21 protein-coding genes are annotated in these 24,288 nt (G+C 71.1%); 14 read left to right on the top strand and 7 right to left on the bottom strand.

The genetic code is table 11. From position 1 onward, the window contains the following. The first annotated feature begins 18 nt into the window (after positions 1-18). The gene (locus ABEA10_RS40625) at positions 19-678 is read left to right on the top strand and encodes a ComEA family DNA-binding protein (RefSeq protein ID WP_345473311.1); all 660 of its coding nucleotides are present in this window, start codon (positions 19-21) and stop codon (positions 676-678) included. Positions 679-1,128: 450 nt separating this feature from the next. Here the strand turns inward: ABEA10_RS40625 and ABEA10_RS40620 are convergent, their stop codons facing one another. Beyond that, the gene (locus ABEA10_RS40620) at positions 1,129-1,623 is read right to left on the bottom strand and encodes an NUDIX hydrolase (RefSeq protein ID WP_345473309.1); all 495 of its coding nucleotides are present in this window, start codon (positions 1,621-1,623) and stop codon (positions 1,129-1,131) included. Between the two features lie 68 nt (positions 1,624-1,691). Between ABEA10_RS40620 and ABEA10_RS40615 the strand changes: the two genes are divergently transcribed. Then, on the top strand, positions 1,692-2,222 hold the full coding sequence (locus ABEA10_RS40615) for a GNAT family N-acetyltransferase (protein ID WP_345473308.1): 531 nt from the start codon (positions 1,692-1,694) through the stop codon (positions 2,220-2,222). A 3-nt stretch (positions 2,223-2,225) separates the two neighbouring features. Next, positions 2,226-3,446, top strand: a complete 1,221-nt coding sequence (locus ABEA10_RS40610; RefSeq protein WP_345473306.1) for an FxsB family cyclophane-forming radical SAM/SPASM peptide maturase — start codon at positions 2,226-2,228, stop codon at positions 3,444-3,446. On the opposite strand, the gene fxsT is transcribed toward ABEA10_RS40610, so the two are convergent. Further along, entirely contained in the window at positions 3,443-5,977 is a 2,535-nt protein-coding gene (gene fxsT, locus ABEA10_RS40605; RefSeq protein WP_345473304.1) for an FxSxx-COOH system tetratricopeptide repeat protein, read from the bottom strand. The two genes, ABEA10_RS40610 and fxsT, sit on opposite strands and share 4 nt — an antisense overlap. Before the next feature lie 230 nt (positions 5,978-6,207). Here fxsT and ABEA10_RS40600 point away from each other — a divergent pair, with 230 nt between their 5' ends. The 6 genes from ABEA10_RS40600 (at position 6,208) to ABEA10_RS40575 (ending at position 14,046) form a co-directional block, all read left to right on the top strand. Then, positions 6,208-6,354 (top strand): hypothetical protein, encoded by a 147-nt coding sequence (locus tag ABEA10_RS40600; RefSeq protein WP_345473302.1) that lies wholly within the window; start codon positions 6,208-6,210, stop codon positions 6,352-6,354. Between the two features lie 155 nt (positions 6,355-6,509). Then, positions 6,510-8,438 (top strand): nSTAND1 domain-containing NTPase, encoded by a 1,929-nt coding sequence (locus tag ABEA10_RS40595; RefSeq protein ID WP_345473300.1) that lies wholly within the window; start codon positions 6,510-6,512, stop codon positions 8,436-8,438. Between the two features lie 324 nt (positions 8,439-8,762). Next, positions 8,763-10,028: an MFS transporter gene (locus ABEA10_RS40590; protein WP_345473298.1), complete on the top strand. Its 1,266-nt coding sequence runs from the start codon at positions 8,763-8,765 to the stop codon at positions 10,026-10,028. A gap of 95 nt (positions 10,029-10,123) precedes the next feature. After that, positions 10,124-11,137, top strand: a complete 1,014-nt coding sequence (locus tag ABEA10_RS40585) for an effector-associated domain 2-containing protein (protein WP_345473296.1) — start codon at positions 10,124-10,126, stop codon at positions 11,135-11,137. A 1-nt stretch (position 11,138) separates the two neighbouring features. Next, positions 11,139-12,926, top strand: coding sequence for a protein kinase domain-containing protein (locus tag ABEA10_RS40580; RefSeq protein ID WP_345473293.1), 1,788 nt, complete (start codon positions 11,139-11,141; stop codon positions 12,924-12,926). Between the two features lie 109 nt (positions 12,927-13,035). Next, a complete protein-coding gene (locus ABEA10_RS40575; RefSeq protein ID WP_345473291.1) occupies positions 13,036-14,046 on the top strand; it encodes an alcohol dehydrogenase catalytic domain-containing protein in 1,011 nt (336 codons plus the stop codon). Positions 14,047-14,059: 13 nt separating this feature from the next. Here ABEA10_RS40575 and ABEA10_RS40570 read toward each other — a convergent pair whose 3' ends face one another. Then, a complete protein-coding gene (locus ABEA10_RS40570) occupies positions 14,060-14,470 on the bottom strand; it encodes a pyrophosphohydrolase domain-containing protein (protein ID WP_345473289.1) in 411 nt (136 codons plus the stop codon). A gap of 207 nt (positions 14,471-14,677) precedes the next feature. On the opposite strand from ABEA10_RS40570, the gene ABEA10_RS40565 reads away from it, so the two are divergent. Further along, a complete protein-coding gene (locus tag ABEA10_RS40565; protein ID WP_345473287.1) occupies positions 14,678-15,703 on the top strand; it encodes a glycoside hydrolase domain-containing protein in 1,026 nt (341 codons plus the stop codon). Here ABEA10_RS40565 and ABEA10_RS40560 read toward each other — a convergent pair. Continuing rightward, positions 15,700-16,461, bottom strand: coding sequence for an SDR family NAD(P)-dependent oxidoreductase (locus tag ABEA10_RS40560; protein ID WP_345473286.1), 762 nt, complete (start codon positions 16,459-16,461; stop codon positions 15,700-15,702). The two genes, ABEA10_RS40565 and ABEA10_RS40560, sit on opposite strands and share 4 nt — an antisense overlap. Before the next feature lie 109 nt (positions 16,462-16,570). Here ABEA10_RS40560 and ABEA10_RS40555 point away from each other — a divergent pair, with 109 nt between their 5' ends. The 3 genes from ABEA10_RS40555 to ABEA10_RS40545 all read left to right on the top strand — a co-directional run bounded on the left by ABEA10_RS40555 (position 16,571) and on the right by ABEA10_RS40545 (position 20,583). Further along, on the top strand, positions 16,571-17,116 hold the full coding sequence (locus ABEA10_RS40555) for an RNA polymerase sigma factor (protein ID WP_345473284.1): 546 nt from the start codon (positions 16,571-16,573) through the stop codon (positions 17,114-17,116). Continuing rightward, a complete protein-coding gene (locus tag ABEA10_RS40550) occupies positions 17,113-18,231 on the top strand; it encodes a hypothetical protein (RefSeq protein ID WP_345473282.1) in 1,119 nt (372 codons plus the stop codon). The genes ABEA10_RS40555 and ABEA10_RS40550 overlap by 4 nt, the downstream gene beginning before the upstream one ends. A 138-nt stretch (positions 18,232-18,369) precedes the next feature. Next, complete coding sequence (locus tag ABEA10_RS40545; RefSeq protein ID WP_425551024.1) at positions 18,370-20,583, top strand: terpene synthase family protein; 2,214 nt, start codon at positions 18,370-18,372, stop codon at positions 20,581-20,583. A gap of 70 nt (positions 20,584-20,653) precedes the next feature. On the opposite strand, the gene ABEA10_RS40540 is transcribed toward ABEA10_RS40545, so the two are convergent. Beyond that, complete coding sequence (locus ABEA10_RS40540; protein WP_345473280.1) at positions 20,654-21,604, bottom strand: D-2-hydroxyacid dehydrogenase family protein; 951 nt, start codon at positions 21,602-21,604, stop codon at positions 20,654-20,656. A 227-nt stretch (positions 21,605-21,831) separates the two neighbouring features. On the opposite strand from ABEA10_RS40540, the gene ABEA10_RS40535 reads away from it, so the two are divergent. Next, on the top strand, positions 21,832-22,599 hold the full coding sequence (locus tag ABEA10_RS40535) for a M48 family metalloprotease (protein WP_345473278.1): 768 nt from the start codon (positions 21,832-21,834) through the stop codon (positions 22,597-22,599). On the opposite strand, the gene ABEA10_RS40530 is transcribed toward ABEA10_RS40535, so the two are convergent. Both ABEA10_RS40530 and pnuC read right to left on the bottom strand, forming a co-directional pair. After that, the gene (locus ABEA10_RS40530) at positions 22,583-23,689 is read right to left on the bottom strand and encodes an AAA family ATPase (protein WP_345473275.1); all 1,107 of its coding nucleotides are present in this window, start codon (positions 23,687-23,689) and stop codon (positions 22,583-22,585) included. The two genes, ABEA10_RS40535 and ABEA10_RS40530, sit on opposite strands and share 17 nt — an antisense overlap. Beyond that, a complete protein-coding gene (gene pnuC / locus ABEA10_RS40525; RefSeq protein WP_345473272.1) occupies positions 23,632-24,285 on the bottom strand; it encodes a nicotinamide riboside transporter PnuC in 654 nt (217 codons plus the stop codon). Before pnuC ends, ABEA10_RS40530 begins: the two co-directional genes overlap by 58 nt. Between the last annotated feature and the right edge of the window lie 3 nt (positions 24,286-24,288).

The following is a 24,288-nucleotide window of genomic DNA, read 5'->3' as shown; positions in this document are numbered from 1 at the left end:
ACAACAGGGAGGACACCCATGGGCAGAAGAACCCGCACGGCCGTCAGCTTGATCTGGGCGCTCGTGCCGCTGATCACTCTCGGCATCGGCACGACGCTGGTCTTCGTGTTTCCGGCGATTCGCCTGCGCAAGGCCATCCACTGGCTGGCGGTGGTCGGCTACCTGGCGCTGACGGTCACGTGTTTCGCCACTACGAACTCGCCCGACTCCTCGGTGAGGAGAACCGTCTTCACCGCGGCGATCGTCGTCCTGTGGCTCGGCGGCACGGCGCACGCGTTCGCCATCCGTTCGCGGGCCTTCGCCGCACGGCCGCCCCTGGCCCCTCGAACGCCCCTGAATCCCAGCTACGAAGGCGCCGTCAGAATCGCCACCGGGCGGCGGGAGCTTCGCGCCGCGGCGCGCGAGACCGCGCGTGACCCGGTCATGGCATGGGAGCTGCGCATCGGGCGGCCGGATCTGCCCCGCGGGTTCGACGACGGTGGCCTGATCGACGTCAACCATGTGCCGCCGTACGTGCTGGCGCAGCTGCCGCGCATGAACACCGAACTGGTTGACCGCATCGTACGGGCACGCGAGCAGTGCGGCGGGTTCACCTCCGTAGAGGAGCTGTCGGCGCTGGCGGAGCTGCCACCCACGCTGACCGAGACACTCGGCGAGTACGCCATCTTCCTGCCGTAAGGACCTCCCCGCCCCGCGCGCCGCGCGAAATGGATTCAGTAATCCGCACGGGCGAACGGACACTGCTCCATGGCGAGTCGTATCACCTCGTAATCGGCAGCGATCCGAGCCTGTCCTACGGGCACCGGGTCGACATCAACGCCGCCGGTGACGGGGGTTTCGGCGTCCGGGCGGCCGAGTGGACGGCCGCCGGAGTGCGCATTCGATTCACTACCGGGCATGAACTATTCGTCCCCGCGACCATGTTCATCGGCGGACGGTGAGCAGAAAGGGTCAGCAGTGGCCCGGACCCGGACGCGAATGCCCAATCGCGGTTTTTGTGGTTAGTTATACGGTTCAGGGCCTGTTGCGGGCATCCTCAAGGCGCTCAAGAAACGTCCCATTCGGGAGGTAGAAGCGCAGGAGGCGGTGCGCCGGCACCGCCACACAGGCGCCCGGCCGGAACGGGGCTCACAGGCCGAGTCTCACCACCTGCGCGGGAACGCCGTGGGCGAGCAGCGCCGTCAGCGGCGTGGCGAGGTCGCGGGGGGAGAACAGGTCGGGGCCGCGGTACGCGGCGATGTCCTGCGGCCGCCACCATCGAAGGCCGCTGATGTTCTCGGCGGCGAGTTCGTCGTCGGACAGCGTGCCACGGGGATCGAACGACTCGGTGCGGACGAGGAAGTAGTCGTTCACCACGCCGTCGTGGCCCGCGACGTACCCAGGCGACTCGACCCGCTGCCGCCACACGTGCGGCGGGTCGGCGCCGAGGACGAGGCCGACCTCTTCGAGCAGCTCGCGGCGCAGGGCGGCGAGGGTCGGTTCGCCTGGCTCGACGCCCCCGCCCGGGGCCACCCACACGACGGCCGGAGCCGGGTCCGGAACGGCGCATCGGCACAGCAGGACGCGGTCGTCTTCGTCCAGGATGATGGCGCGCACCGAGTGCCGCAGGTTCGGCGACGACATCCGGAAAGGCTAGCCGTCCCACTCGTCCGGGCTTTTGCGCTTTGCTGCCAAGAGTTACTTTTCTCGGCGTGAGGTTGCTTGTGGGGGAACGCATCTCCCTGCGGCCGGTGGCCGCCGAGGATGGGGAGGAGTTCGTCGCGCTGGCACGGGACAGCGCGAACATGCACCGTGGGCTGATCTTCGCACCCACGGAGGCGGCGGAGTTCGCCGAGTATCTCGACCGGTTCGACGGGGTCAACGCGGTCGGGTTCGTCGTACGGGTGAACGCCACCCGGCAGCTCGCCGGGCTGGTCAACATCAACCAGATCGAGCGGAAGGCGCCTGATCCGCGGGGCTCGCTCGGCTACGGGGGCTTCGCGGCGACCTCCGGGCACGGGTACGTGGCGGAGGCGGTACGGCTGGCCGTCCCGTACGCGTTCGAGGAGCTCGGGCTCGCCCGGCTCGACGCGTACATCCAGCCGGCGAACGCGCCCTCGCGCCGGGTGGTCGAGGAGGCCGGCTTCCGCCCGGTGTCCTGGGACCGGAAGATCATCCACGTGGGCGGGAAGTCGCGGGAGCACGAACGGTGGACCCGGACCAACGGTAACGGCGGTACATGACCCATGACGTCATCCCGGCAGGAGACACCCGGCGCCCCGGAGTGGCCGGACACCCTCGACGTACGGGCCCTGCTGGGCAGAGGCTGGCGGCCCACGCCGTTCCGAGAGTTCATCCTCAAGGTGCACAGCCGCTGCAACCTGTCGTGTGACTACTGCTACATGTACGAGATGGCCGACCAGAGCTGGCGCCGTCAGCCGCGGAAGATGGCCAAGCCGACCATCGACCAGGTCGCCATGCGGATCGCCGAGCACGCGCGGGCGAAGCTGCTCGACCGCGTCGACGTCACCCTGCACGGCGGCGAACCCCTCCTCGCCGGCGTCGACCACCTGCGGTACACCGTGGAGGCGGTGCTCACCGCCTGTGCGCCGGACGTGCGGGTGCGGTTCAACGTCCAGACCAACGGCATCCTGCTCGACCCGCCGGTCCTCGAGCTCTTCCGTGAGTACGGCGTGCAGGTCGGGGTCAGCCTCGACGGCGACGAGGAGGGGCACGACCGGCACCGCAGGTGGGCGAACGGCCAGGGCAGCTTCTCGGCCGTACGCGCGGGCGTGGAGCGGCTGCGCGCCGCGCCGTACCGGCACCTGTTCAACGGCCTGCTCAGCACGGTGGACATCCAGAACGACCCGGTGCGCACGTACGAGGCGATGCTGGAGTTCGAGCCGCCCGCCATCAACTTCCTGCTCCCGCACGGCAACTGGGACACGCCGCCGCCCGCACGGCCGCCCGACGACTCGACTCCGTACGGGGACTGGCTCGTCGCCATCTTCGACCGCTGGTACCGGTCGCCGGAGAAGGCGACGCAGGTACGCCTCTTCGAAGAGATCATGATGCTGCTGTTCGGCCGGCCGTCGACGGGTGAGGCGGTCGGCCTGTCTCCCGTCGCCATCGTCGTGGTGGAGACCAACGGTGAGATCGAGCAGGTCGACACGCTGAAGTCGGCGTTCGAGGGAGCGACCGGCACGGCGCTGCACGTGTCACGCGACCCGTTCGAGGCCGCGTTGCTGCTCCCGTCGATCGCGGCCCGGCAGATCCGCGGCCTGGCGCTGGCCGAGGAGTGCCAGGAGTGCCGGCTGCACCAGGTCTGCGGCGCGGGCCACTACACGCACCGCTACCGGAGCGGCCGCGGCTTCCGCAACCCCACGGTGTACTGCCACGACCTCCAGCGGCTGATCACCCACATCCACGCCGAGGTGTCGCGGGACCTGGAGGCGCTCAGAGGTTAGATCGGGGGCGGGTCGAAGTCGGCGTCCAGGTGCCGGCCTTCGAGGAAGACCTGGGCGTCCGGGTGGTTCAGCCCGACGGTCCGCTGGTAGCCGGCCCGGGTCTGCTCGCTCAGCTCCTGGGCGCGTTCGGTCTGCCCGGCCGCCATCAGGTCGACCGACAGGTTCGCGGAGCCGGTCAGGGTGAGCGGGTGATCCTCGCCGAACAGGCGGTGAAGGCGCCGCAGCGTGTCCTCGCCGAGCTCGCACGCCGCCTCGATCTCTCCGAGGGCGGCCAGGTCGCTGGCGAGGTTGACGGCCACGGTGAGCGAGTAGTGGTGGTCGAGGCCGAGCCTGGCCTCCAGGCCCGCGAGCGCCCGTTCGTTCAGCTTCCGCGCCTCCTGCGGGTTGCCCTGGACGCGGCGGAGGACGGCCAGGTTGCTCAGGCACGAGAGGCTGAACGGATGGTCGGCGCTGAAGACCTTGGCGTACCGGGCGGCCGAGTCGGCGACGAGGCCCGTGGCCTCGTCGAGCCGGCCGACGGTGCGCCACAGGTTGGACAGGCACATCGCGGCCGCGAGAGTGTCGGGAGAGTCGAGGCCGAACAGCCGGGTGCAGCGGTCCTGCACCTGGACGGCCATCTCCTCGGCCCGCTCGAGTTCGCCGTACCTGCGCAGCGCGATCGACAGGTCCTTGCCCGTACGGAGTGTCCAGTTGTGCTCGGCGCCCAGCGCGTCCAGGCCGATGGCGTAGGCGTCGTCGCCGAGGTCGCACGCCTCGGAGTAGTCGCCGGTCAGCCGTACCGCGCGGGCCAGCCCGTTCAGCGCGTTGAGCAGGCTGGCCATGATGGTGCGGCTCTCCTGCCGCTTCCAGCCGATGAACGACCGGTGGTGCAGTTCCCGCGATCGCGCGTAGTCGCTGATCAGGCCGTAGTCGATGGCGAGGTTGTTGACGGCGCGGAGCGTGCCCGCGTCGTCGGGACCGTACTTCTCCTCGTAGCGGCGCAGCGCCTCGCGGTCGCGGTCGAGCGCGGTGCGGAAGTCGCCTGCGGCGCGCAGGTCGGCGGCCGACCCGCGCAGCGCCAGGAGGGTGACGTCGTTGTCGGAGCCCAGCACCTTCTCCGCGGCGGTGAGGATCTCGACGTTGAGCGCGGACGCCTCCTCGTAGTTCCCGAGTTCGCGAAGGGTGTTGGTCTGCGCGAGCTGGACCTCGATGACGTCGCGGTGCTGCGGCCCGGACTCGGCGCTCCACCGCTCGATGAAGTCGTCGGCCAGGGTCTGGGCGGAGTGGTAGTCGCCGGAGCTGAACAGGTAGCGCAGCATCCGGATGGCGAACTCCCGTACCTCGCGCGCCGGGCAGTCGGACACCTTCGCGGGCGCCAGGTGACCCAAAAGGTCGCCGTACCTCGGCCAGCTCGTGTCGTCGTCGGGGTCGCCGGCGTTGTACGCGGCCAGCAGCAGGTGGACCTCGTGCTGGATCCGCTCCTGCTCCTCGGGGGACAGCTCGTCCTGGACCAGCTTCTGGACCAGCCGGTGCACCTGGATGGTGCGGCCGGGGATGTCGAGCCGGGCCAGGGCGTACCGGCCGAGCTCGCCGACCGCTCGGCCCAGCCGGATCGGGTCGGAGATCAGGGCGGCGACCTCGGGCCGCAGCCCCGGCGGCGCCTTTCCGATGGCCTCGCGCGGGATGGGCTCGGAGCCGAAGAAGGCGCAGATCCGCAGCAGGTCGACGGCCTCCGGGAGGCTCTCGCTGAGGTTGGCCACCGACACGCTCCACGCGGCGGTCATGGGCACCGGGTACTCCGCCGGCCGGCCCTGGGAGAGCAGCTGGCTGGTGCGGTCGGCGAGCTGTTCGAGGTACTCCGAGGCGCTCATGCCGCGTTCGAACAGCAGCGCTCCGGCCTGCTCCAGCGCCAGCGGCAGGTCCCCCAGCTGCTCCGCCAGGCGCGCGGCGTCCTCGGCGGTGATCGCGCCGCGCACCCGCTTGGTGAGGAACTCCACGCTCTCCTCGCGGCGGAACACGTCGACCGGGACGGCGTCGAAGAGGCTCTCCCAGCGGTGGTTGCGCGAGGTGATGAGCACGTGCCCGGAGTCGCGCGGAATGCTGTCGAGCAGGTCTTCGGGCTGGTCGGCGTTGTCGAACACCAGCAGCCACTTGTCGTAGGGCTCACCGCGGCGCAGGGCGTCGAGCACCTCACGGGCCGCGTCCTCGATGCCGCTCACCGCGGCGGGCGGCAGCCCGAGGTGGGGGGCGAGCTCGGCCAGGGCGGTCTTGACCATGAAGGGCTGGTCGGAGGGGATCCACCAGACGACGTCATAGGTGTGCCGGTAGCGGTAGATGTACTCGACCGCCGTGAGCGTCTTGCCGACCCCGCCGAGGCCGTGCAGCGCGTGGGGTTGCGGGACCACGGCGGTGACCTGGCTGGCGATCCCCTCGCGGAGGGCGGCGAGCAACTCCTCGCGGCCGGTGAAGTTCTTGTTGCGCTGGGGAACGTTCCCCCAGACCGGGGGAACGCGCATGTCCTGCGTCGCGCCGGTCTTCTCTGGCCCCGCCACTCGGTTCACCTCCGCGTCACCCGGTCTCCCCGATGATTAGCAAGACTATGTCCGAAACGGCGCATTCATCTACGCAACGAGAGAATCTTCCCGCCCCTGTGTGTCATACGACGCATACGACTGCGGGCGGCCCGGAAAGACAGTTAGCGCCGCTTGAAGGAAAATGCAGGAAATCGAGTTATATTGTGGGGACAATCCGGACCGGGCAGCGGACTCACCGGGGAGGCATCATGCCACCGCTCACCATCGACCTGCGGGGAGTCACCTCCGACCTCCTGCGATCCGCCGACAACCCGGTGCTCGCGAGCGCCGTCCTGGAGGCGATCCACCCGTCCCGCGAGGCGGCCGACGGGGCGGGATTCGACAACAAGCTCTGACGCGGGGCTTTCCAGCGGGCCCGGCGACTTCCACATTCGGCCAGACTTCCGCCTTGACTTCGTTGGCTTCGCGGCACCGGGCGGGTGTAGGTGTCGTCGTCATCACCCCGCCAAGCACGACCCGTTGGTCATCCCGGTAATGACGTGATCATGCTATGAGCACGCGTTCCCCTTTCGTCGGCTCACGTCCGTTCGACACGGCGGATGAGGCGATCTTCCACGGCAGGGCCCGCGAGGCGGCGGCCCTGGCGAAACTCTGGCGCGATCACCGGGTGACGATCCTCCACGGCCCCGCCGGCGTGGGGAAGACCTCCCTGCTGCGCGCCGGCGTACTGCCCGAACTCGACGCGAGCACGGACTCACGCGTGCTGCCCATCGGGCGGCTGGCGTTCCTGGCCGACTTCCCGCTGGCCGCGCTGCCCGACATCAACCCCTTCACGTTCGCGCTGCTCGCGTCCTGGTATCCCGAGGACTCGCCCATGCGCATCGCGGGCTCCTCGATCCGCGGTCTCGTGCGCAAGAACGCCGGCGTCGACCGGCACGGCGACGCGATCCCCGTACTCGCCGCGATCGACCAGACCGACCTGCTCTTCCTCGGCAACCACGAGCGAGACGACCATCGCCGGCGGTTCGCCGACGAACTCGTCGAGGCCACGGCGGCCCGGCACGACCTCCATCTGCTCATCGCCGTCCGCACGGAGCACCTCGACGACCTCCAAGCGCTCCTCATACGCGCGGGCATGCCGGTCCGGCACCTCACCCGGTTCCCGCTGCGCGCCTTCAGCCCCTCCGCCGCCCGTCAGGTGGTCAGCGGACCGCTGAGCGACACCGGCCACCCGCTCGCGGCGAGCGCCGAGCGGCTCGTCGACGAGCTGGGCGCCGGCGACACCGCCATCGATCCGGCACTCCTGCAGATCGTGTGCAGCCGCCTGTGGGAGGAGTTCCCTCCGGGGGACGGCGGCGACGACGATGCCGACCGCCTGCCGAAGGCGGTCGACCGCGCGCTCGGCGACCACTGCCTGCGGTCGCTGGCGGCGGTCGCGACGGCGTACGGCGAATGGCCGAGCGCGCTGGCCACGTGGTTCCGCCAGGTCTTCGGCCGCAAGCCGGACGCCGACGGGGTCACCGAGGGGCGACGCCTCACACGCGACCTGCCCAACGCCGTCGTACGCGCGCTGGAGGACGTGCGCCTGCTGGTCGCCGACCGGCACGCGGGCCGGCGCCGCTACCGCCTGCCGCAGGCGCGGCTCCGCCCCGTCGTCCGGCGTCTCGACGCGGAGGCGGCGGCGTCGGTACGGCACGAGCGGCCCCGGCTCGACGCGGCGGAGACGGCGTTCGCGGCCGGCGACCTCGACCTGGCCCGGCGTCTCGCCACGGCGGTGGCCCGCGAGGCCGGCGCCGACCGGCCGGTGCGCGGGGCGGCCGAGTGCCTGCTGGGCACCATCGCGTACGGCCAGGGACGGATGGAAAGGGCCGCCGAGCACTACGAGACCGCGATCACCGTGTTCGGCTCGCTGGGCGACACCGCGCACGTCGGCATGCTCCTGGCCGCGGTGGGCCGGTTGAAGATCGGCAGTGAGACGACGGAGGCCGTGAGCCGGCTGCGGGCCGCCCTCACCCAGCTGCCCGGTGACACGTTCGTCAAGACGGCGCTGGCCCACGCCCTGTGGCACGCCGGCCGCGCCCAGGCCGCCATCGCGATCCTCGACGACGCGCTCAGCCAGAACGGCGCGACCCCGGAGGCGATCCGTCTCCGCGGCGAGATGCTGGCCGACCTCAACCGCGCCGAGCCCGCGCTGCGCGACCTGGACCGGGTCAACTACGGCGACCGTCCCTCCAGCCGGGCCGCCTGGTTCCTGGCCAAGAAGACCTGTGCGGACGCCGAGGTCTCCCGGGCCAAGGAGCTCGAACTCGTGGACGGCGCCGGCGACAGCGGCCCGGTGCTGCTCCGCGTCGCCCGGGTCCTGCGGCTGGAGGGGGACGCCGACACCGCGGCCGGGCTGGCCGAGCGCGCGGTCAAGGCCCGGCGGCCTCCGCTCCCCGAGCACCTTCGCAAGGAGGCGGAGCGCCTCATGGCGCGTTGAAACAATTCTCCCGGGCACCATCCGGCCGCGCGGACGGCACTCGGGAAACACGTGCCAGACGTTCCATTTGTCTTTGCGGGAATCCGGTTGGTCATGAGGTGAAGCGCTTCCGGCACTGGTACGGTGCGTAGCCGGGTATCTAGGTGACGAGCGTGGCGCCTACCCTGGAGCGCCATTTCTTGCGTGCATCAAAAATGTGATATCGGCAGATGCCCGTTTTGTCCGGCAACGCGCTGGAATAAGCGGTTGCCGTCGTTCGACGGTGCTCTCGTCAGCGGAAAGAACGGCCGATGAGAGCGGTCGCTCCGGAGGAACTCAGCGCCGATGAGATGGCGTGACTTCACACTGCTGTGGAGTGCATCAGCGGCCTCCCAGTTCGGGGGGATGTGCGCCGCGACCGCCAACCCTCTGCTGGCGCTCGTCCTGACCCACTCTCCGGTGTTCGCCGGGTACGTCGGCGCGGCGAGCACCATTCCCGCCCTGTTGATGCACCTGCCCGCGGGCTGGTTCGTAGACCGTTTCAACCGGCGGCTGCTGATGTTCATCGGCCAGCTCGGACGGCTCGCGGCCTGTGCCATGGTCGTCTACGCGCTCGGCTTCGACGCCCATCCCAAGCCGGTGCTCGTCGTGGCCGCGCTCTGCGAAGGATCCTTTCTCGTGCTCTACAGCGCCGCCGAGGTCACCGCGGTGCAGCGCGTCGTGAACCCCGCCGAGCTGCCGTCGGCCCTCGCGATGAACGAGGCGCGCGGCCACCTGGCCTTCATGGCGGGCAAACCCCTCGGCGGCTTCCTCTTCGGCCAGCGCGAGTCCTATCCCTATTACGTCAACCTGCTGGCCTCCCTGTGGTCACTCGTCGCCCTTCTCATGATGGACAAGACGGACTACCAGCCGCAGGGGACCGCCCGGCCCGAGCACGCCCGTTCCCGGATCTCGCTGGTCGACGGCCTGAGGATGGTGATCCTCAACTCGTTCCTGCGCACGGTCGTCGTCGTGTGCTCGGTGGGCAACTTCCTGTTCCAGACCGTCCTGCTGCTCCTCGTCGTCCTGGCCGAACAGCAGCACCTGTCCAGCGCGCGGATCGGAGTGCTGCTCGCCACCTCCGGCGTCGGCGGGCTGATCGGATCGGTCGTCGCGCCCAGCGCGGGCAAACACGTCCGCGACGAGCGGAACATCATCAAGGTGTGCGTCGTGGCGTGGGCCGCGCTGACCTTCATCGTCGCCGTGTCCGCCCAGCCGGTCGTCGGGCTGATCGCCTGGGGCGGCCTGAGCGTCACGGGCGGCTTCCTCAACGTCGCCATCGTCAACCACCAGACCGGGCAGGTGCCGGAGCATCTGCTCGGACGGGTGATCGGCATCAACCGGTTCCTCACCAGCGGCGCGGTCCCCCTGGGCGCGCTCAGCGCCGGCTACATCGTGGCCGAGCTCCAGCCCCGGGCGGCCGCGTGGTTCGTCTTCGGCGCGATCGTGCTGACGGCGCTCGCGGTGCCGTTGCTGATCCGGCCGGGCCGCTGGCTGCCCGCTCGGGCGGTGGCACGGATCAAGAAGCGCCTGGCCCTGGAAGAGGTCCGCGAACCCGTCGCGGTTCCATGACCTTTCTGCGTCATCTGACCTTGACGGGTTCGCGGCGGTTCGTGCTACATGGTCTCGGGGGATCGTGAGCGGACAGGGGACCGAGGCGACGGCGCATGCCCAGACGATACGGCGGGTGGACACCCAATGGCCTGTGCTCGCTGTTCGTGTGCGACGTCGCCTCCTTCGGCCACCGTTCGCGCACCGACCTCGACCGCCACAAGATCCGTACGGCGCTCTACGAGGGCCTGCGCAGGAGCTTCGACGACTCCGACGTGCCGTACGACGGGTGTTACCGGGAGGACCGCGGCGACGGCGCGCTCGTCGTGGTCCCGCCGTCCGTCGACACGGCGCTGCTGCTGACCTCGGTGACCGCACGGCTGCGCGCCGAGGTGCGGCGGCACAACGACGTCTCCATCGAGCCCGCCCGGATGCGGCTCCGGCTGGCCGTGCACACCGGCATCGCGCGCTCCGACGCCGAAGGCCTGGTCGGCACCGCCGTCAACCACGCGTTCCGGATCCTGGAGGCGCCCCACCTCAAGGAGATCCTGCGGCTGACCGGCGCCGAGCTCGCGCTGATCACTTCCGAACGCGTCCACGACGACGTCATCCGGCATGGCCTGGGGCTGGTGAACCCGGCCGAGTACCACCGGATCGAGCTGCGGGTGAAGGAGACCGTCACCAGCGCGTGGATCACGGTGCCGGGGCTGGCGGCGCCCGTCCGCCCGGTGCCGGCGGCACCGCCCACGATCACCGACGCGGGCGTCGTCGTGTCCGCCGTGCCCACGACGCCGGACCCGCCGCAGCTGCCTCCGCCTCCCGCGGCGATCACGATCGCCGACGGATCGCCCGTCCTCGACGACGTCGTCGACCGCGCGCTGGGCGTCCGGCAGCTCCGCAGCCGCCACCTGCGCGACCAGATCGTCGCCGAGCTCCCGCTGGCCCTGGCGACGGTGATCAAACCCCGGCGGTCCGGCGACGACCGTACGGACCTGACCGCGATCATCTGTTCCTGTGAGGAGCATCCGAACGGGCTGAGCGACCTGCTCCGCGTCGTCCGGCAGTTCGCGGGCGACTCGGTCGAGGTGGACGACCTCAGAAAGTCGATCGACGAGCTGGGGCAAGCGTAGAGTGCCGGGCCCCTATCCCCGGCTCCCCGGCGACCCGGACCGGATCGAGGAGTACCAGCTGATCGCCCGGCTGGGCGAGGGCGGCCAGGGCGTCGTCTACCTGGCGACGACCAAGGACGGCCGCAAGGTCGCGATCAAACTGCTGCATCCGTGGTTCAGCGGCACGGTACGCGGGCGGCGCCTGTTCGCCCGGGAGATCGAGGCCGCCGGGCGGGTGAAGAACTACGCGGCACGGGTCCTCGACTCCGGCGAGCTCCTGGGCCGGCCGTACATCGTCAGCGAGTACATCGCCGGGGAGTCCGTCCTGGAGCGGGTGCACCGGGACGGGCCGTACGGCTCCGGTGAGCTGCTGACACTCGCCACCGGCACCGCCTCCGCGCTCGCCGCGATCCACGCCGCGGGCCTGGTGCACTGCGACTTCAAGCCGGGCAACATCCTGACCGGCCCCGACGGCGCGCGCGTCGTCGACTTCGGGATCGCCCGCGCGCTCGCCACGATCGCCCAACCGGACCGCGACCGGCGAGGGACGCCCCCGTACATGGCGCCGGAGCAGGTCACCGGCGGACCGCTGGGGCCGCACACCGACGTGTTCGCGTGGGCGTCGACGATGGTCTACGCCGCGACGGGCAAGCCGCCGTTCGGGTTCAGCGACGACGACTACGGCCACGGCGTGATGTACCGCATCACGCACGACGAGCCCGAGGTCGGCGGGGTGCCCGAGCCGCTGCGCGACATCGTCTCGGTCTGCCTGCTGAAGAACCCGGCCAAGCGGCCCAGCGCCACCGACGTGGTGTCCATGCTGAACCACCGGACCACGTCGGGTTCGCTGCCGGCCGGCACGCCGATCGGCGACCCGCTGACCGGGCACACTCGTACCATCGCCTGCGCGACGTACGGGCGGCTCGGCGACCGCCCGATCGCGGTGACCGGCGGGCACGACCGCACCGCGCGGGTGTGGGACCTGGCCGCGCACCAGCAGTACGGCCCGCCGCTGCGGCACGACACCGCCGTCCTGGCGGTGGCCTGCGGACGGCTGGGCGACCGCTCGATCGCGATCACCGGCTGCCAGGACCACGCGCTGTACCTGTGGGACCTGGAGACCGGGAAGCCGGCCGGCGAGCCGCTGCGCGGCCACACCGGCGCGGTGGTCTCGATCGCGCTCGGCGTGCTCGACGGCCGCCCGGTGGCGGTGAGCGTGAGCGACGACCGGTCGGTACGCCTGTGGGACCTCACCGAGCGCCGCGAGGCCGGCCCTCCGCTGGTCCACAACAACAGCGTCATGTCGGTGGCGTGCGGCCAGGTCGACGGGCGCACCGTCGCGGTCGTCGGCGGCGCATGGGACCAGTCGGTGCGCGTCCTCGACCTCGGCGACCGGCGTCCGACCGGACTGCCGCTGACCGGGCACACGAACTCCGTCATGTCGGTGACGTGCGGACGGCTGGCGGGCCGGCCGGTCGCGATCACGGGCGGGTACGACCAGACCGTACGCGTGTGGGACCTGGCCACCCGGCATGAAACGGGCGAGCCGCTGGTGCATACCTGCGCGGTCATGTCCGTGGCGTTCGGCGTACGCGGCGGGCGGCCGACCGTGCTGACCAGCGGCGCCGACCGCGCCGTCCGCGTGTGGGACCTGACCACCCGCGAGCAGCTCGGCGACCCCCTCCCCGCCGGCCCCTCGCCCGCCGAGCCGACCGTACCGGTCGCCTTCGGCGAACTCGCCGGTCACCCGATCGCCATCACCTGCGGGGAGAACCTCGCGATCACCCTGTGGAGCCTCGGCGCCTCCTGAGGCTCCCGGCCCGGAGCGCGCCGGGCCCGCACGTCGCCGACCTCGCGCGATGCCTGTCCGAGCGGCCCGTTTACGCTCGTCACAACGGCGACAGAATCGGGGTCCACTCATGCTTACGGCCATTGCCACCGCGGTCGATGAGCCGCTCACACTCACCGAACGCGAGGTGCCCGAACCCGGACAGGGTGAGGTCCTCGTCAAGATCACCGCGTGCGGGATCTGCCACACGGACCTGGACCTGCTCCAGGGGCAGTGGCCCATCGCCCGCTTCCCGGTCGTCCCCGGCCACGAGATCACGGGCGTGGTGGCCGCCACCGGTCCGGGCGTGTCATGGCCGGAGGTCGGCGTCTCCGTGGGCGCGCAGTTCCTCGGCGACTCCTGCCGCCACTGCGACTACTGCGTGCGCGGTGAGCAGATCCTCTGTCCTCAGAAACGCATCACGGGCATCGTCATGGACGGCGGTTACGCCGAATACGCCGTCCTCAAGGCCGACTTCGTGACCCCGCTGCCGGAGGGGCTCGACCCGGTCGCCGCGGCCCCGCTGATGTGCGCGGGCCTGACCGCCTTCAACAGCCTGCGGCAGGCCGGGACCACCGCCACCTCGCGCGTCGCGGTCATCGGCGCCGGCGGCGTCGGCGCGCTGGCGGTCCGCTACGCCGTCGCCATGGGAGCCCGCGTGGCCGTCATCGGCCGGTCGAACCGGGGCGAGGGGGCGGCGAGGGAGATGGGCGCCGAGCGGTTCATCGCCACCCAGGACTCCGACCCGGCCGAGGCCCTCCGTGCCTGGGACGGCGGCGCGAACGTGATCCTCAACGCCACCCCGTCCACCGCGGCCGCGTCGGCGACGCTCACCGGCCTGGCACCCGACGGCACGCTCGTGCTGTGCGGGTACGACTCCGAGCCGCTGACCCTGCCCACCCAGCCGATGGTCCTCAACCGGCTGCACGCCATGCTCAACCCCTCCGGCTCCCCGCACGACGCGCGCGACACCCTCGCGTTCTCGGCGGCGCACGGCATCCTGCCCGAGTTCACCTCGATCGGCCTGCGCGACGCCAACACGGTGCTCGACGCCATGGCGAAGGGCCGGTCCGGCAAGCGGTCGATCATCACCTTCGACTGATCGGTGCGGACCTTCAGGGGACGCGGGACTGCTCGCGGAGGACACCGGCCACGTCCGGCGGCGTGTAGCGGGCGGACTTCATGACCTTGCCGTCCTCGCGCAGCACCGCGCGGCCGTCGGCGTCGAACTTGGTCATGTTCGAGCGGTGGACCTCGGCCAGCACCGCGTCGAGGTCGATCCCGTAGGTCACGGCCGCGCCGTAGGCGACGTAGACGATGTCGGCCAGCGCGTCGGCGATGCCCACGATGTCGCGGTCCTCGGTGGCGGCGGCGAACTCCTCGACCTCCTCGACGAGCAGGCGCACGCGGAGCTCCGCGAGGTCGGCGGGCACGTCGGCCGTGGGCGCGTCGTTGCGCGGCAGGCCGAAGGCGGCGTGGAACGCGGCGACGTCGGACGCGACGCCCCCGGAGCGAGACGATGACATGCGGAAAGCCTGGCACAGCGACGGCGGGGGCCGCTGCCGGTCGCGAATGCGAGGGGTGGCGTTCCCGTCCCTGTGGCGGGCGCGCGCTCTCAGTGGCTCTTTAGCGTCGAGCCACCACAAATTTCGCAATTCCGTACAACACTGGGTCCTGGCCGCATCGCCGAACCAACGGCCGGGAGGTCAGGATGAAACGTCCGACGAGGCGCCGTGCCTGAGGGGATCGACTACGCCTTCGGGCGTCCCTCCATGTCCGCGCTCACGTCCGCCGGTGTCAAATTCGTCTGCCGGTACCTGTCGCACAGTCCATCGAAGAACCTCACCGCGTCCGAGGCCCGCAGGCTGACCGACGCCGGCATCTGGATCGTCGTCGTCTGGGAGACCACCGCCAAGCGCGCGCTCGCCGGGAGGGCGGCCGGCGCCGCGGACGCCAGGGACGCACGCACCCAGGCGCGGGACTGCGGGATGCCCGACGGCCGCCCGGTCTACTTCGCCGTCGACTGGGACGCCTCGTCGGGCCAGCAGAGCGCCATCAACGCCTACCTCGACGGCGCCGCCTCGGTCCTCGGCCGGGACCAGGTCGGCATCTACGGCGGGTACGGCCCGGTGAAGCGCGCCCTGGACGGCGGCCACGCCACCTGGGCGTGGCAGACCTACGCCTGGTCCGGCGGAAAGTGGGACAAGCGAGCCCACCTGCAGCAGTACAGCAACGGCCACACCATCGGCGGCGTCGACTGTGACTACGACCGGGCCGAGAAGAGCGACTACGGACAGTGGCGCGTCGGCGCCACGCCGGGAGGAGACGACGACATGGCCCTGGTCTGCAGTCTCGGCGTCGACGGTACGCAGGTCATCGACGCCGGTACGAACGCCGACATCAAGTTCACCAAGGAGTACAGCGACAAGCACGGCCTCCACGGCGAGAACGGCGTGTCGGTGGCGATCGCGACCGCGGCGTACTGGGTCAACGCGGACGCGCTGTTCGAACTGCGCGGCCTCGCCCCCGGCACGAAGATCGACGTGGCGTGGACCAGGGTCAAGGACGACGGGACCTTCATCGATGACCCGTGGCGGCTCACCTACACCGCCGACGAGAACGGCACGATCCGCGACCAGATCGGCGGCCAGTTCGGCGTCGACGCCACGAACCGGCTGCGGATGTGCGTCTACAACACCTCCGACCAGGCCGTCACCGTGCAGAGCTGCCTGGCCAAGGTCTCGCTGCTGAAGTACTAACGCAGGTAGGAGGCGCCGTTGAGGTCGATCACCGCGCCGCTGGCCCACAGCGCGTCCGGCGAGGCGAGCCAGGCCACCGCCGCGGCGACCTCCTCCGGCTCGGCGACGCGTCCGAACGGGCTCTGCGCCCGGACGCCGTCGCCCGCCGGGCCGGACAGCAGTGCCTCGGCCATGTCCGTCCGTACGAACCCCGGGGCGACGGCCGCGACGCCGATGCCGTGCGGCGCGAGGGCGACCGCCAGCGACTGGGTCATCGCGTGGACCGCCGCCTTGCTCGCCCCGTACGCGACGGCGACCGGCTCGCCGCGGTAGGCGCCGCGCGAGCCGATGTTGATGATGCGTGCGCCCTCGGCGCCCTCGGGGCGCGTGCGGAGGTGGTCGACGACGCACCAGGTCACGTTCGCCGTGCCGTGCACGTTGACGTCGATGACACGCCGCCAGCCCTCGTGCCACTCCTCGTAGGAGGTCGCGTCGATCGGCCGGCCGCCGTGGGCCGCCGCGTTGTTGACCAGCACGTCCACACCGCCGAGACCGGCGATCGCCTCGGCGACGAACCGCTCGACCCGCGCCGGGTCGGCGAGGTCGCCGGAGACGACGACGTGGCCCTCGCCCGGAAGGCCGGCGGCGACGGCCCGCGCGGCGGTGAGGTCGGATCCGCAGTGGACGGCGACGGTGAAGCCGTCCGCCGCCAGCCGCGCGGCCACCGCCGCCCCGATGCCTCGCGAACCACCAGTGACGAGCGCACGCTTTCCGGACACGCGATTCCTCCCTCGAAGACGCCCGACAAACGTAGCCTGCCGCCGTGTAAGAAACCGGTCCCACCCGTCACTGCACCCATAAAGGCACCAACCACAACGAAGGGGCCCGATGGTGACAGACCCGGACGCGGTCGGCCGGTTCACCGCCCTGTACGACGAGTTTTATCCGCGCGTGCACGCCTACGCGGTGAGCCGTACGGGGCGGACGCTCGCCGAAGAGGTGACGAGCGAGACGTTCTGCGTCGTCTGGCGGCGTTTCCACGACCTGCCGGACCCGCCGCTGCCCTGGATCCTCGGCGTCGCGCGGAACCTCCTGCGGGAGAACTACCGCGCCAAGGCCCGCGAGGAGTCGCTGGCCGCCGAGCTGCGGCACTGGGCCTCCTCCGTCCCCGACATCGGAGAGGACGTGGAGGAGCGCACCTCGGTGCTGCGAGCGCTGGCGACGCTTTCTGACGCCGACCGGGAACTGCTGACGCTCGTGGCCTGGCACGGCCTGTCGACCGACGAGGCCGCGAAGGTCATCGGCTGTTCGCGGGCCACGTACTTCGTACGGCTGCACCGGGCACGCAAGCGGCTCGAACGGGCGATGACCGACGAGACGCCCGAGACCGTAGGCCGCCGGGCCGCCGCTTACCGAACGGAGACGACACGATGAAGATCCTGGATGCGCTGGCCGCGGCACGACCGGCGGACCTGGAGGCCACCCCCGACGCGGACCGCCGCTACCGTGACCTGGACAAGGCGCTCTCCCAGCCGGTCGAGACCCCGCGACGTCAGGGACGGCCGGTGAGGCGGCTGGCGATCGGCGTCGTGGCGGTCGGCGCGGCCGCGGCGGTGGCCGTCGCGATCAGCGGCCAAGGACCGGGCAGGTCGCCCGCGCCGAAGAAGACGCCAGGCGACGGGAAGGTGGGCGCCGAGCCGATCATGCTGGCCGCCGACAAGGCCGAGTCGCAGCCGCTGGGCCGGTACTGGACCTCCGACACCGTCTGGGGCGTGTCCTACATCGTCTCGGCGAAGACCGGGAACTACGCGATCACCGGTGCGGCGTGGGAGACCTTCGAGTGGACCGCCGTCAAGGCCGGGGGCGGCAACCTGTTCTACGGCCGTGACCTGCCCGCGCGGCCACAGACACCCGAGGACAAGGCGGCCTGGCGCAAGGCCGGGTCGCCGAGCAGCTTCCGCGTCTGGTCCAACGACCACTACCAGACCTACTCCCGGTCGACCGGACGCTGGGAGGCCGACCACCGGCAGGCCAGGCCCGGCGGCCGGTTCGACTTCTCCGGCATGGGCAGCAAGTCGAGCCCCAACGGCGTGACCTTCGAACAGCTAAGGCATCTGTCCACCGACCCTGATCAGCTGCGCCAGAACTATCTCCAGAACCCCCAGAACCCGGCGCAGCGGCTGCTCTCCATCTCCGAGGACCTGATGAGCGCGCCGGTGCCGCCCAAGCTCCGGGCCGGCATCATGCGAATGCTCCCGCGACTGCCGGGCGTCTACTCGGTGGGCACCGTGACCGACCCACTCCGCCGGAAGGGCATCGCGTTCGCCGCCGACTGGCCGACCAGCGGCCCGCTCTACCACGGGTACGGCAACCGTACCGAGATCGTCTTCAGCGAGGACGGGGAGTTCCTCGGCACGGAGAACGTGCTGACCGAGCCCGGCGCTGAGTACGCCGAGCAGCGTCCCGGCTTCGTGATCAATTATCACGTCGCGCGGGGATCGGCGTGGACGGACAAGAAGCCGTCCCCGCCCACCAAGCTGCCCTTCTGACTTCCAGCCGACATCGCCCGTTTGCCAAAGGACGGGCGATGCCGACATTAGCGACAATTTCCTACAATACAAAAACGATCACATTGCCATTTCTTGATCCGGGTATTGCCGACGTCGCCATGGGGTAAGTCTTTTTCCATGCAGCCTTTCGTGATGCCTGACTTCTACATGCCGTATCCCGCCCGAATCAACCCAAATCTGGAGCGTTCACGAGAGCACAGCACCACCTGGGCCCGAAAGATGGGAATGCTCGACGCCCCCAAACCCGGAGGCGGCCTCGTTTGGGACGAAACCGACTTGGCGCGGATGGACTACGGCCTGATGTGCGCCTATACCCATCCCGACTGCGACGGCCCGACGCTGGATCTGATCACCGACTGGTACGTCTGGGTGTTCTTCTTCGATGATCAGTTTCTCGAGGAGTTCAAGTACTCACGGGATCTCCCGGCCGCCAGGGCGTACGTCGACCGGCTCGAACTGTTCATGACCGAAACCCCGCCGGAGCCGGAGAACGCCGCGGAGGCCGGGTTGAAAGACCTGTGGGAGCGCACCGTCCCGGCGATGTCGGACGACTGGCGGCGCCGGTTCATCCTCAGCACCCACAACCTGATGGTCGAGTCGATGTGGGAGCTGGACAACATCGATCAGGGCCGGATCGCCAACCCGATCGAGTACGTCCAGATGCGGCGACGCGTCGGCGGCGCCCCCTGGTCGGCCAATCTCGTGGAGTACGCCGCGGGCGCCGAACTGCCCGAGCGGTTCGCCCGGACGCGGCCGATGCAGGTGCTGTCGGACACCTTCTCCGACGCCGTCCACCTGCGCAACGACCTCTACTCCTACGAGCGCGAGGTCCGGCAGGAAGGAGAGAACTCCAACGCCGTCCTGGTCTTCGAGCGCTTCTTCGGCTGCCCGACGCAGGAGGCCGCCGAACTGGTCAACGACCTGCTGACCTCGCGGCTCCAGCAGTTCGAGACCACCGCGCTGACCGAGGTTCCGAGCCTGCTCGCCGAGGGCGGCGCGTCCCCCGCCGAGCAGATCTCGGTCGCCGCGTACGTCAAGGGCCTGCAGGACTGGCAGTCCGGCGGGCAGGAGTGGCACGCCCGGTCCAGCCGGTACATGAACGACGCATCATCGCTGCCGTCCGGGCCGACCGGCCTGGGCACCTCGGCCGCCACCGTCGCGATGGGTCTGCGGCATCGCATCCGGCAGCACTCCTTCCGCCCGTACGAGCCGGTCGGCCCCCTGCCGCTGCCGGAGCCGTACATGCCCTTCACGCACCGCATGAGCCCGCACCTCGACGACGCGCGGCGCTACTCCGTGGGGTGGGCGCGGGCCATGGGCTTCTTCGACCCGGCGCCGGGAACACGGGCCGGCGTCTGGGACGAAAAGCGTTTCATCGGCCTCGACCTGGCCCACTGCGCCTCGATGATCCACGCCGACGCCGAGCCCGAGCAGCTGCACCTGTCCACCGACTGGCTGTCCTGGGGCACCTACGGCGACGACTACTTCCCCGCGGTCTTCGGATCGAGCCGCAACCTGCCGGCGGCCAAGGCCTGCAACGACCGGCTGTCCCTGTTCATGCCGCTGGAGGACGGCCTGCCGGTCCCCGAGCCGGCGAACCCGCTCGAACGCGGCCTGGCCGACCTGTGGCGCCGTACGGCCGGGCCGATGACGGACCGCGCGCGGCGCCGGTTCCGTACGGCGGTGGAGGACATGACGGCGAGCTGGCTGTGGGAGCTGGCGAACCAGGCGCTGGGCCGCGTGCCGGACCCGATCGACTACGTCGAGATGCGGCGCAAGACGTTCGGCTCGGACATGACGAGGAGCCTGGCCCGCCTCGCCCACGCCGAGACCGTCCCGGACGAGATCTACCGGACCCGCGTCATGCACGAGCTGGAGACCGCGGCCCAGGACTACGCGTGCTTCACCAACGACCTGTTCTCCTACCAGAAGGAGATCGAGTTCGAGGGCGAGCTGCACAACATCGTCCTGGTCATCCAGAACTTCCTCGGCGTCGACCGCATCACCGCCCGCGACATCACGGCCGAGCTCATGACCGCCCGGATGCACCAGTTCGAGCACATCGCGACCGCCGACCTGCCGGTGATGTTCGAGGAGCACGACCTGGACGAGGAGGCCCGCGCCGTCATCGCCCGCGACGTCCAGGACCTGAAGGACTGGATGTCCGGCATCCTGGAGTGGCACCGCCGATGCGTCCGCTACACCGAGCCCGAGCTCCTGCGCCTGCGCAGCGAGGCGATGACCCCACCACTCCCGCACCCACCCCACGCCGGCCTGGGCACCTCGGCCGTACGCGTGCCCGCACACCCCACCCGCGAGTCCCGTCCCTGACCGGGGGCCGCCGGCGTGCCCGTCCCGTGCGGGCGCGCCGGTGGATCACCGGACGGAGAAATGGGCTCGGCTACAGCGTGCGGATCGGCGCGCCGTTCAGGAAGGCGGCGATGTCCTCCACCGCGTGCGAGTAGAAGATCCGGTAGCTCTCCTCGGTGACGTACCCCATGTGCGGCGAGAGGAGCGTACGCGGCGAGGAGCGCAGCCAGTGGTCCTCCGGCAGCGGTTCGACGTCGAACACGTCGAGCCCCGCCCCGGCGATCCACCCTTCTTCGAGCGCTCTCCGGAGGGCGTCCTGGTCCACCAGCCCGGCACGTGAGGTGTTGACGAAGAACGCGCTGGACTTCATGGCCCGCAGGTCGGGCTCGCCGATCAGGCCTCGGGTACGGTCGCTCAGCGCCATGTGCAGCGACACGATGTCCGCCGAGCCGAACAGCTCACGCCTGTCCGCGAGCGTCACCTCGTGCTCGGCGGCCCGCTCCGCCGTCAGGTTCGGGCTCCACGCGATGACGTTCATGCCGAACGCCAGGCCGACCCGGGCCACCCGCGCGCCCAGCCGGCCGAGGCCCACGACGCCGAGCGTACGACCCTCCAGGTCGAGGCCGACGGCCTCCTGCCAGCGACCCGCCCGGATCCGGGCGTCGTCGGCCGCGACGGTCCGTACGAGTCCGAGGATCAGGGCCCAGGTGAGCTCGGCCGTACCCCCGGCGCTGCCGCGGGTGCCGGAGACGACGACGCCGAGTTCCCGCGCCGCGTCCAGGTCGATCGAGGCGTTGCGCATACCCGTCGTGACCAGCAGCCGCAGCCGCGGCAGGCGCGCGAGCACGTCGCGGGGAAAGGGCGTGCGCTCCCGCATCGCCACGATCACCTCGAACGGCTCCAGCACGGCCACCAGGGCGTCGGGGTCGGCGATGTGCTCGGCGAAGAAGCGCGTCGAGACGCCGGGCAGCCCCTCCCAGTCCGCCATGGAGGCGGCCACCTGCTGATAGTCGTCCAGAACGGCGACCCGAACCTCACCCACGCCTACTCCTTCGCCAAGCGACCGGGGAGCCTGCGCCCCGGAAGATGAGCGTAGGAGCCGTGGCACGACGCGCCGTCTCCGGGTCGGAGGTCCCGCCTCGGTGCCGAGGCCCGCAGCCGACGCGCCGCCCGCACGGTGCTGCCACCCGGGCCAGGGTGACAGGCCGAGCGTCGGAGCAGGCACCACGCCGACGCGGCCGGCGCCCGTGCGGGTTTACGCTGCTGGGCATGCCCCCCGCTGGACTGGACACGATCGGGCTCCCGGCGGCGTCACGGCCGATGCCCGGGCGCGGACGCTGGCTGGCCTGGTGCTGGGGCTCGTTCGCCGTGTCAGTCGCGGTGACGGCGGTCGTCGTGGCGGCCGGGTTCTCCGCGGCGTCGCTGTTCGTCGAACCGCTGGCCCAGCTCGTCGTCTTCGCGACACTTCCCGTCATCCGGCACCTGCGGCTGGCCGGCCTGCGGGGCGACGGCCGGTACCGCACCGTTCCGGCGCCCGCGCTGAGTGCCGCGATGCTGGCCGTCGCCGGGCCCAGCGGCGTGCGCGAGGTCACGGTGCGCGTCGGCCAGGTCGGTGGGTTCGCGCGCTGCTTCCGCGCCGGCGGGCGGACCGTCGTACTGGTGCACGAACGCCTGCCGGTGGTACCGGAGGCCGCGCGGTTCTTCCTCGCGCACGAGGCCGCTCACCTGGCCCGTTACGACGTCTTCCGGCGGCCGGCCGCCCTCATGACCGCGCTCGTGTGCCTCTTCGACCTGGGCGCGGTGTGGCCGCCCGCGCTGATCCCGGGCGTGGTCGCGGTCGTCGCCGTCGTCGCCGTCGTCAACCGGGCCGGTGAGCGCGACTGCGACCGGCTGGCCGTACGCTGGGTCGGCCTCGCCGCGGCCGAGCGGGCGTTCTCGGTGGTCCAGCGGGCGTACCGCCGTTCGGTACGGTCGCTGTTCGTCCATCCCACACCGGCACAGCGGCTCGCCGCCTGCCGGATCAGCGCGGAGGCGTGAAGGTCCAGCCCTTGCCGAGGAGGGTGTCGATCGCGTCGACGGCCTCGCTCAGGCGGCGCTCGTGCGGGCCGGTCACGGCGATGTGCGGGAGGCGGCGTCGCCGCAGTTCTTCGGCGAACCGCGCGGACATCGCCTCGCGGATCGTCTCGCCGTCACGCCAGCCGTCCTGCTCGAACGGCACACCGGCCGTGCCGGTGAGGATCCACAGGTCATGATGGGCACGCGCCAGCGGCGGCGCCGGCGTGCCGACGTAGCGCTCGTGCCACAGCTCGGTGGCGAACGCGTCGGTGTCGCAGACCAGCAGCGGTGAGCCGGCCCGGGCGGCGGCCTCCTCCCCGGCGAGCTGGCGTTCGGCGATCAGGGCGAACTCCTCCGAGGCCCAGCCGAGGTCGCCGAGCCACAGACGCGGGTCGCGGCGGCGGGCCAGGGCGAGCTTCTCCTCGCAGTACAGCCGCCCGTACTCCGGCACCCACCGCGTCGCCGCCCACACCCCGCCGCGCCGCGCGTAGTGGGCGGCGAGGGCGCGGGCGAGTGTCGTGGTGCCCGACGACTCCGCGCCGACGACAACGACGCGGCGTGCCAGGTACGCGCGGACGGGCGGCGACAGCCACTCCCAGCAGGCCGCCGGATCCGCGCGGACGGCCGTGCCGCTGATCGGGTGACGCGTACGCGCCGGGTCGACCGGCACGTGCTCGGCGTCGAGGCGCCGGGCCAGCTCGGGGCCGTACTCCTCGGAGCTGAACACCACGTCGACCGGGTCCCCGGCGGCGGCGCGGAACACCGAGACGTGCGCCGCCCAGACCGCGTCTGAGCCGTAGTCGACCTCGTGGTCGTCGACCGCCGCGACGATCTCGACGTGCGGCTGCGGATGGCGTTCGCGCAGCCAGGCGGCGCGCAGGGCGATCGGGATGGTCTCCGCCGGGGAGGCGGCGACCACGACGGTCAGCCGGTCGCACCGCGCGGCGGCGGTGTCGATGAGGTGGTGGTGACCGGCGTGCGGCGGGTAGAACTTGCCGACCACCAGGCCGTGGCTCACGTCGCCGCCGGCACGGGCGTCGCCGCCTGCCGCGCCGCCCACTCGCGCCGCCACGCGACCAGCCCGGCCACGCACAGCGCCAGGAACAGCACGTACAGGACGCTCGTCAGGTACAGGTGCTTGTAGGCGTACAGCGGGATGTAGATCAGGTCGGCGGCGATCCACAGCCACCACGACTCCAGCAGCTTGCGGCTCTGCCCGTACGTCGCGGCGAGCGAGATCGTGGTCGTCAGCGCGTCCCAGAACGGCACGGTGGAGTCGGTCCAGGCGCTGAGCATCCAGGTCAGCAGGGCGGTCGCGGCGACGCCGGCCACGGCGAGCCCGGCCCACTCGGCGCGCGAGGTGCGCTGGGTGACGAGTTCGGTACGCCCCTGGCCGCCGTACAGCCACTGCCACCACCCCCACGCCTGGAGGACGACGTAGACGCCCTGCAGGCCCGCGTCGGCGTACAGCCCGCCGTCCACGAAGATCAGGCCGAGCAGGAGGACGTTGGCGATGCCCACCGGCCAGTTCGCGATGTGCTGGCGGACGACGAGCCAGACGTTGACCGCGCCGGTGACGAAGCCGAGCACCTCTCCCCAGGACGTCGGCGTGCTCCCGAGAGTGAACGCCGGATGGAGCAGCGGCCCAAGAAGGTCGTGCAGCGACATGAC

It is taken from the genome of Actinoallomurus oryzae, from assembly GCF_039541955.1.
GTDB classification, from domain to species: Bacteria; Actinomycetota; Actinomycetes; order Streptosporangiales; family Streptosporangiaceae; genus Actinoallomurus; species Actinoallomurus oryzae.
The sequence above is the reverse complement of the archived record's forward strand: the minus strand, read 5'-3'. Positions and strand labels throughout refer to the sequence as shown.

Bases quoted from the DNA above. Each gene is read 5' to 3' on its own strand.
- ABEA10_RS40625 (WP_345473311.1), top strand. From the start codon at position 19: ATGGGCAGAAGAACCCGCACGGCCGTCAGCTTGATCTGGGCGCTCGTG.
- ABEA10_RS40620 (WP_345473309.1), bottom strand. From the start codon at position 1,623: ATGTCGTCGCCGAACCTGCGGCACTCGGTGCGCGCCATCATCCTGGAC.
- ABEA10_RS40610 (WP_345473306.1), top strand. From the start codon at position 2,226: ATGACGTCATCCCGGCAGGAGACACCCGGCGCCCCGGAGTGGCCGGAC.
- ABEA10_RS40600 (WP_345473302.1), top strand. From the start codon at position 6,208: ATGCCACCGCTCACCATCGACCTGCGGGGAGTCACCTCCGACCTCCTG.
- ABEA10_RS40595 (WP_345473300.1), top strand. From the start codon at position 6,510: ATGAGCACGCGTTCCCCTTTCGTCGGCTCACGTCCGTTCGACACGGCG.
- ABEA10_RS40590 (WP_345473298.1), top strand. From the start codon at position 8,763: ATGAGATGGCGTGACTTCACACTGCTGTGGAGTGCATCAGCGGCCTCC.
- ABEA10_RS40585 (WP_345473296.1), top strand. From the start codon at position 10,124: ATGCCCAGACGATACGGCGGGTGGACACCCAATGGCCTGTGCTCGCTG.
- ABEA10_RS40575 (WP_345473291.1), top strand. From the start codon at position 13,036: ATGCTTACGGCCATTGCCACCGCGGTCGATGAGCCGCTCACACTCACC.
- ABEA10_RS40570 (WP_345473289.1), bottom strand. From the start codon at position 14,470: ATGTCATCGTCTCGCTCCGGGGGCGTCGCGTCCGACGTCGCCGCGTTC.
- ABEA10_RS40555 (WP_345473284.1), top strand. From the start codon at position 16,571: ATGGTGACAGACCCGGACGCGGTCGGCCGGTTCACCGCCCTGTACGAC.
- ABEA10_RS40550 (WP_345473282.1), top strand. From the start codon at position 17,113: ATGAAGATCCTGGATGCGCTGGCCGCGGCACGACCGGCGGACCTGGAG.
- ABEA10_RS40545 (WP_425551024.1), top strand. From the start codon at position 18,370: ATGCAGCCTTTCGTGATGCCTGACTTCTACATGCCGTATCCCGCCCGA.
- ABEA10_RS40535 (WP_345473278.1), top strand. From the start codon at position 21,832: ATGCCCCCCGCTGGACTGGACACGATCGGGCTCCCGGCGGCGTCACGG.
- pnuC (WP_345473272.1), bottom strand. From the start codon at position 24,285: ATGTCGCTGCACGACCTTCTTGGGCCGCTGCTCCATCCGGCGTTCACT.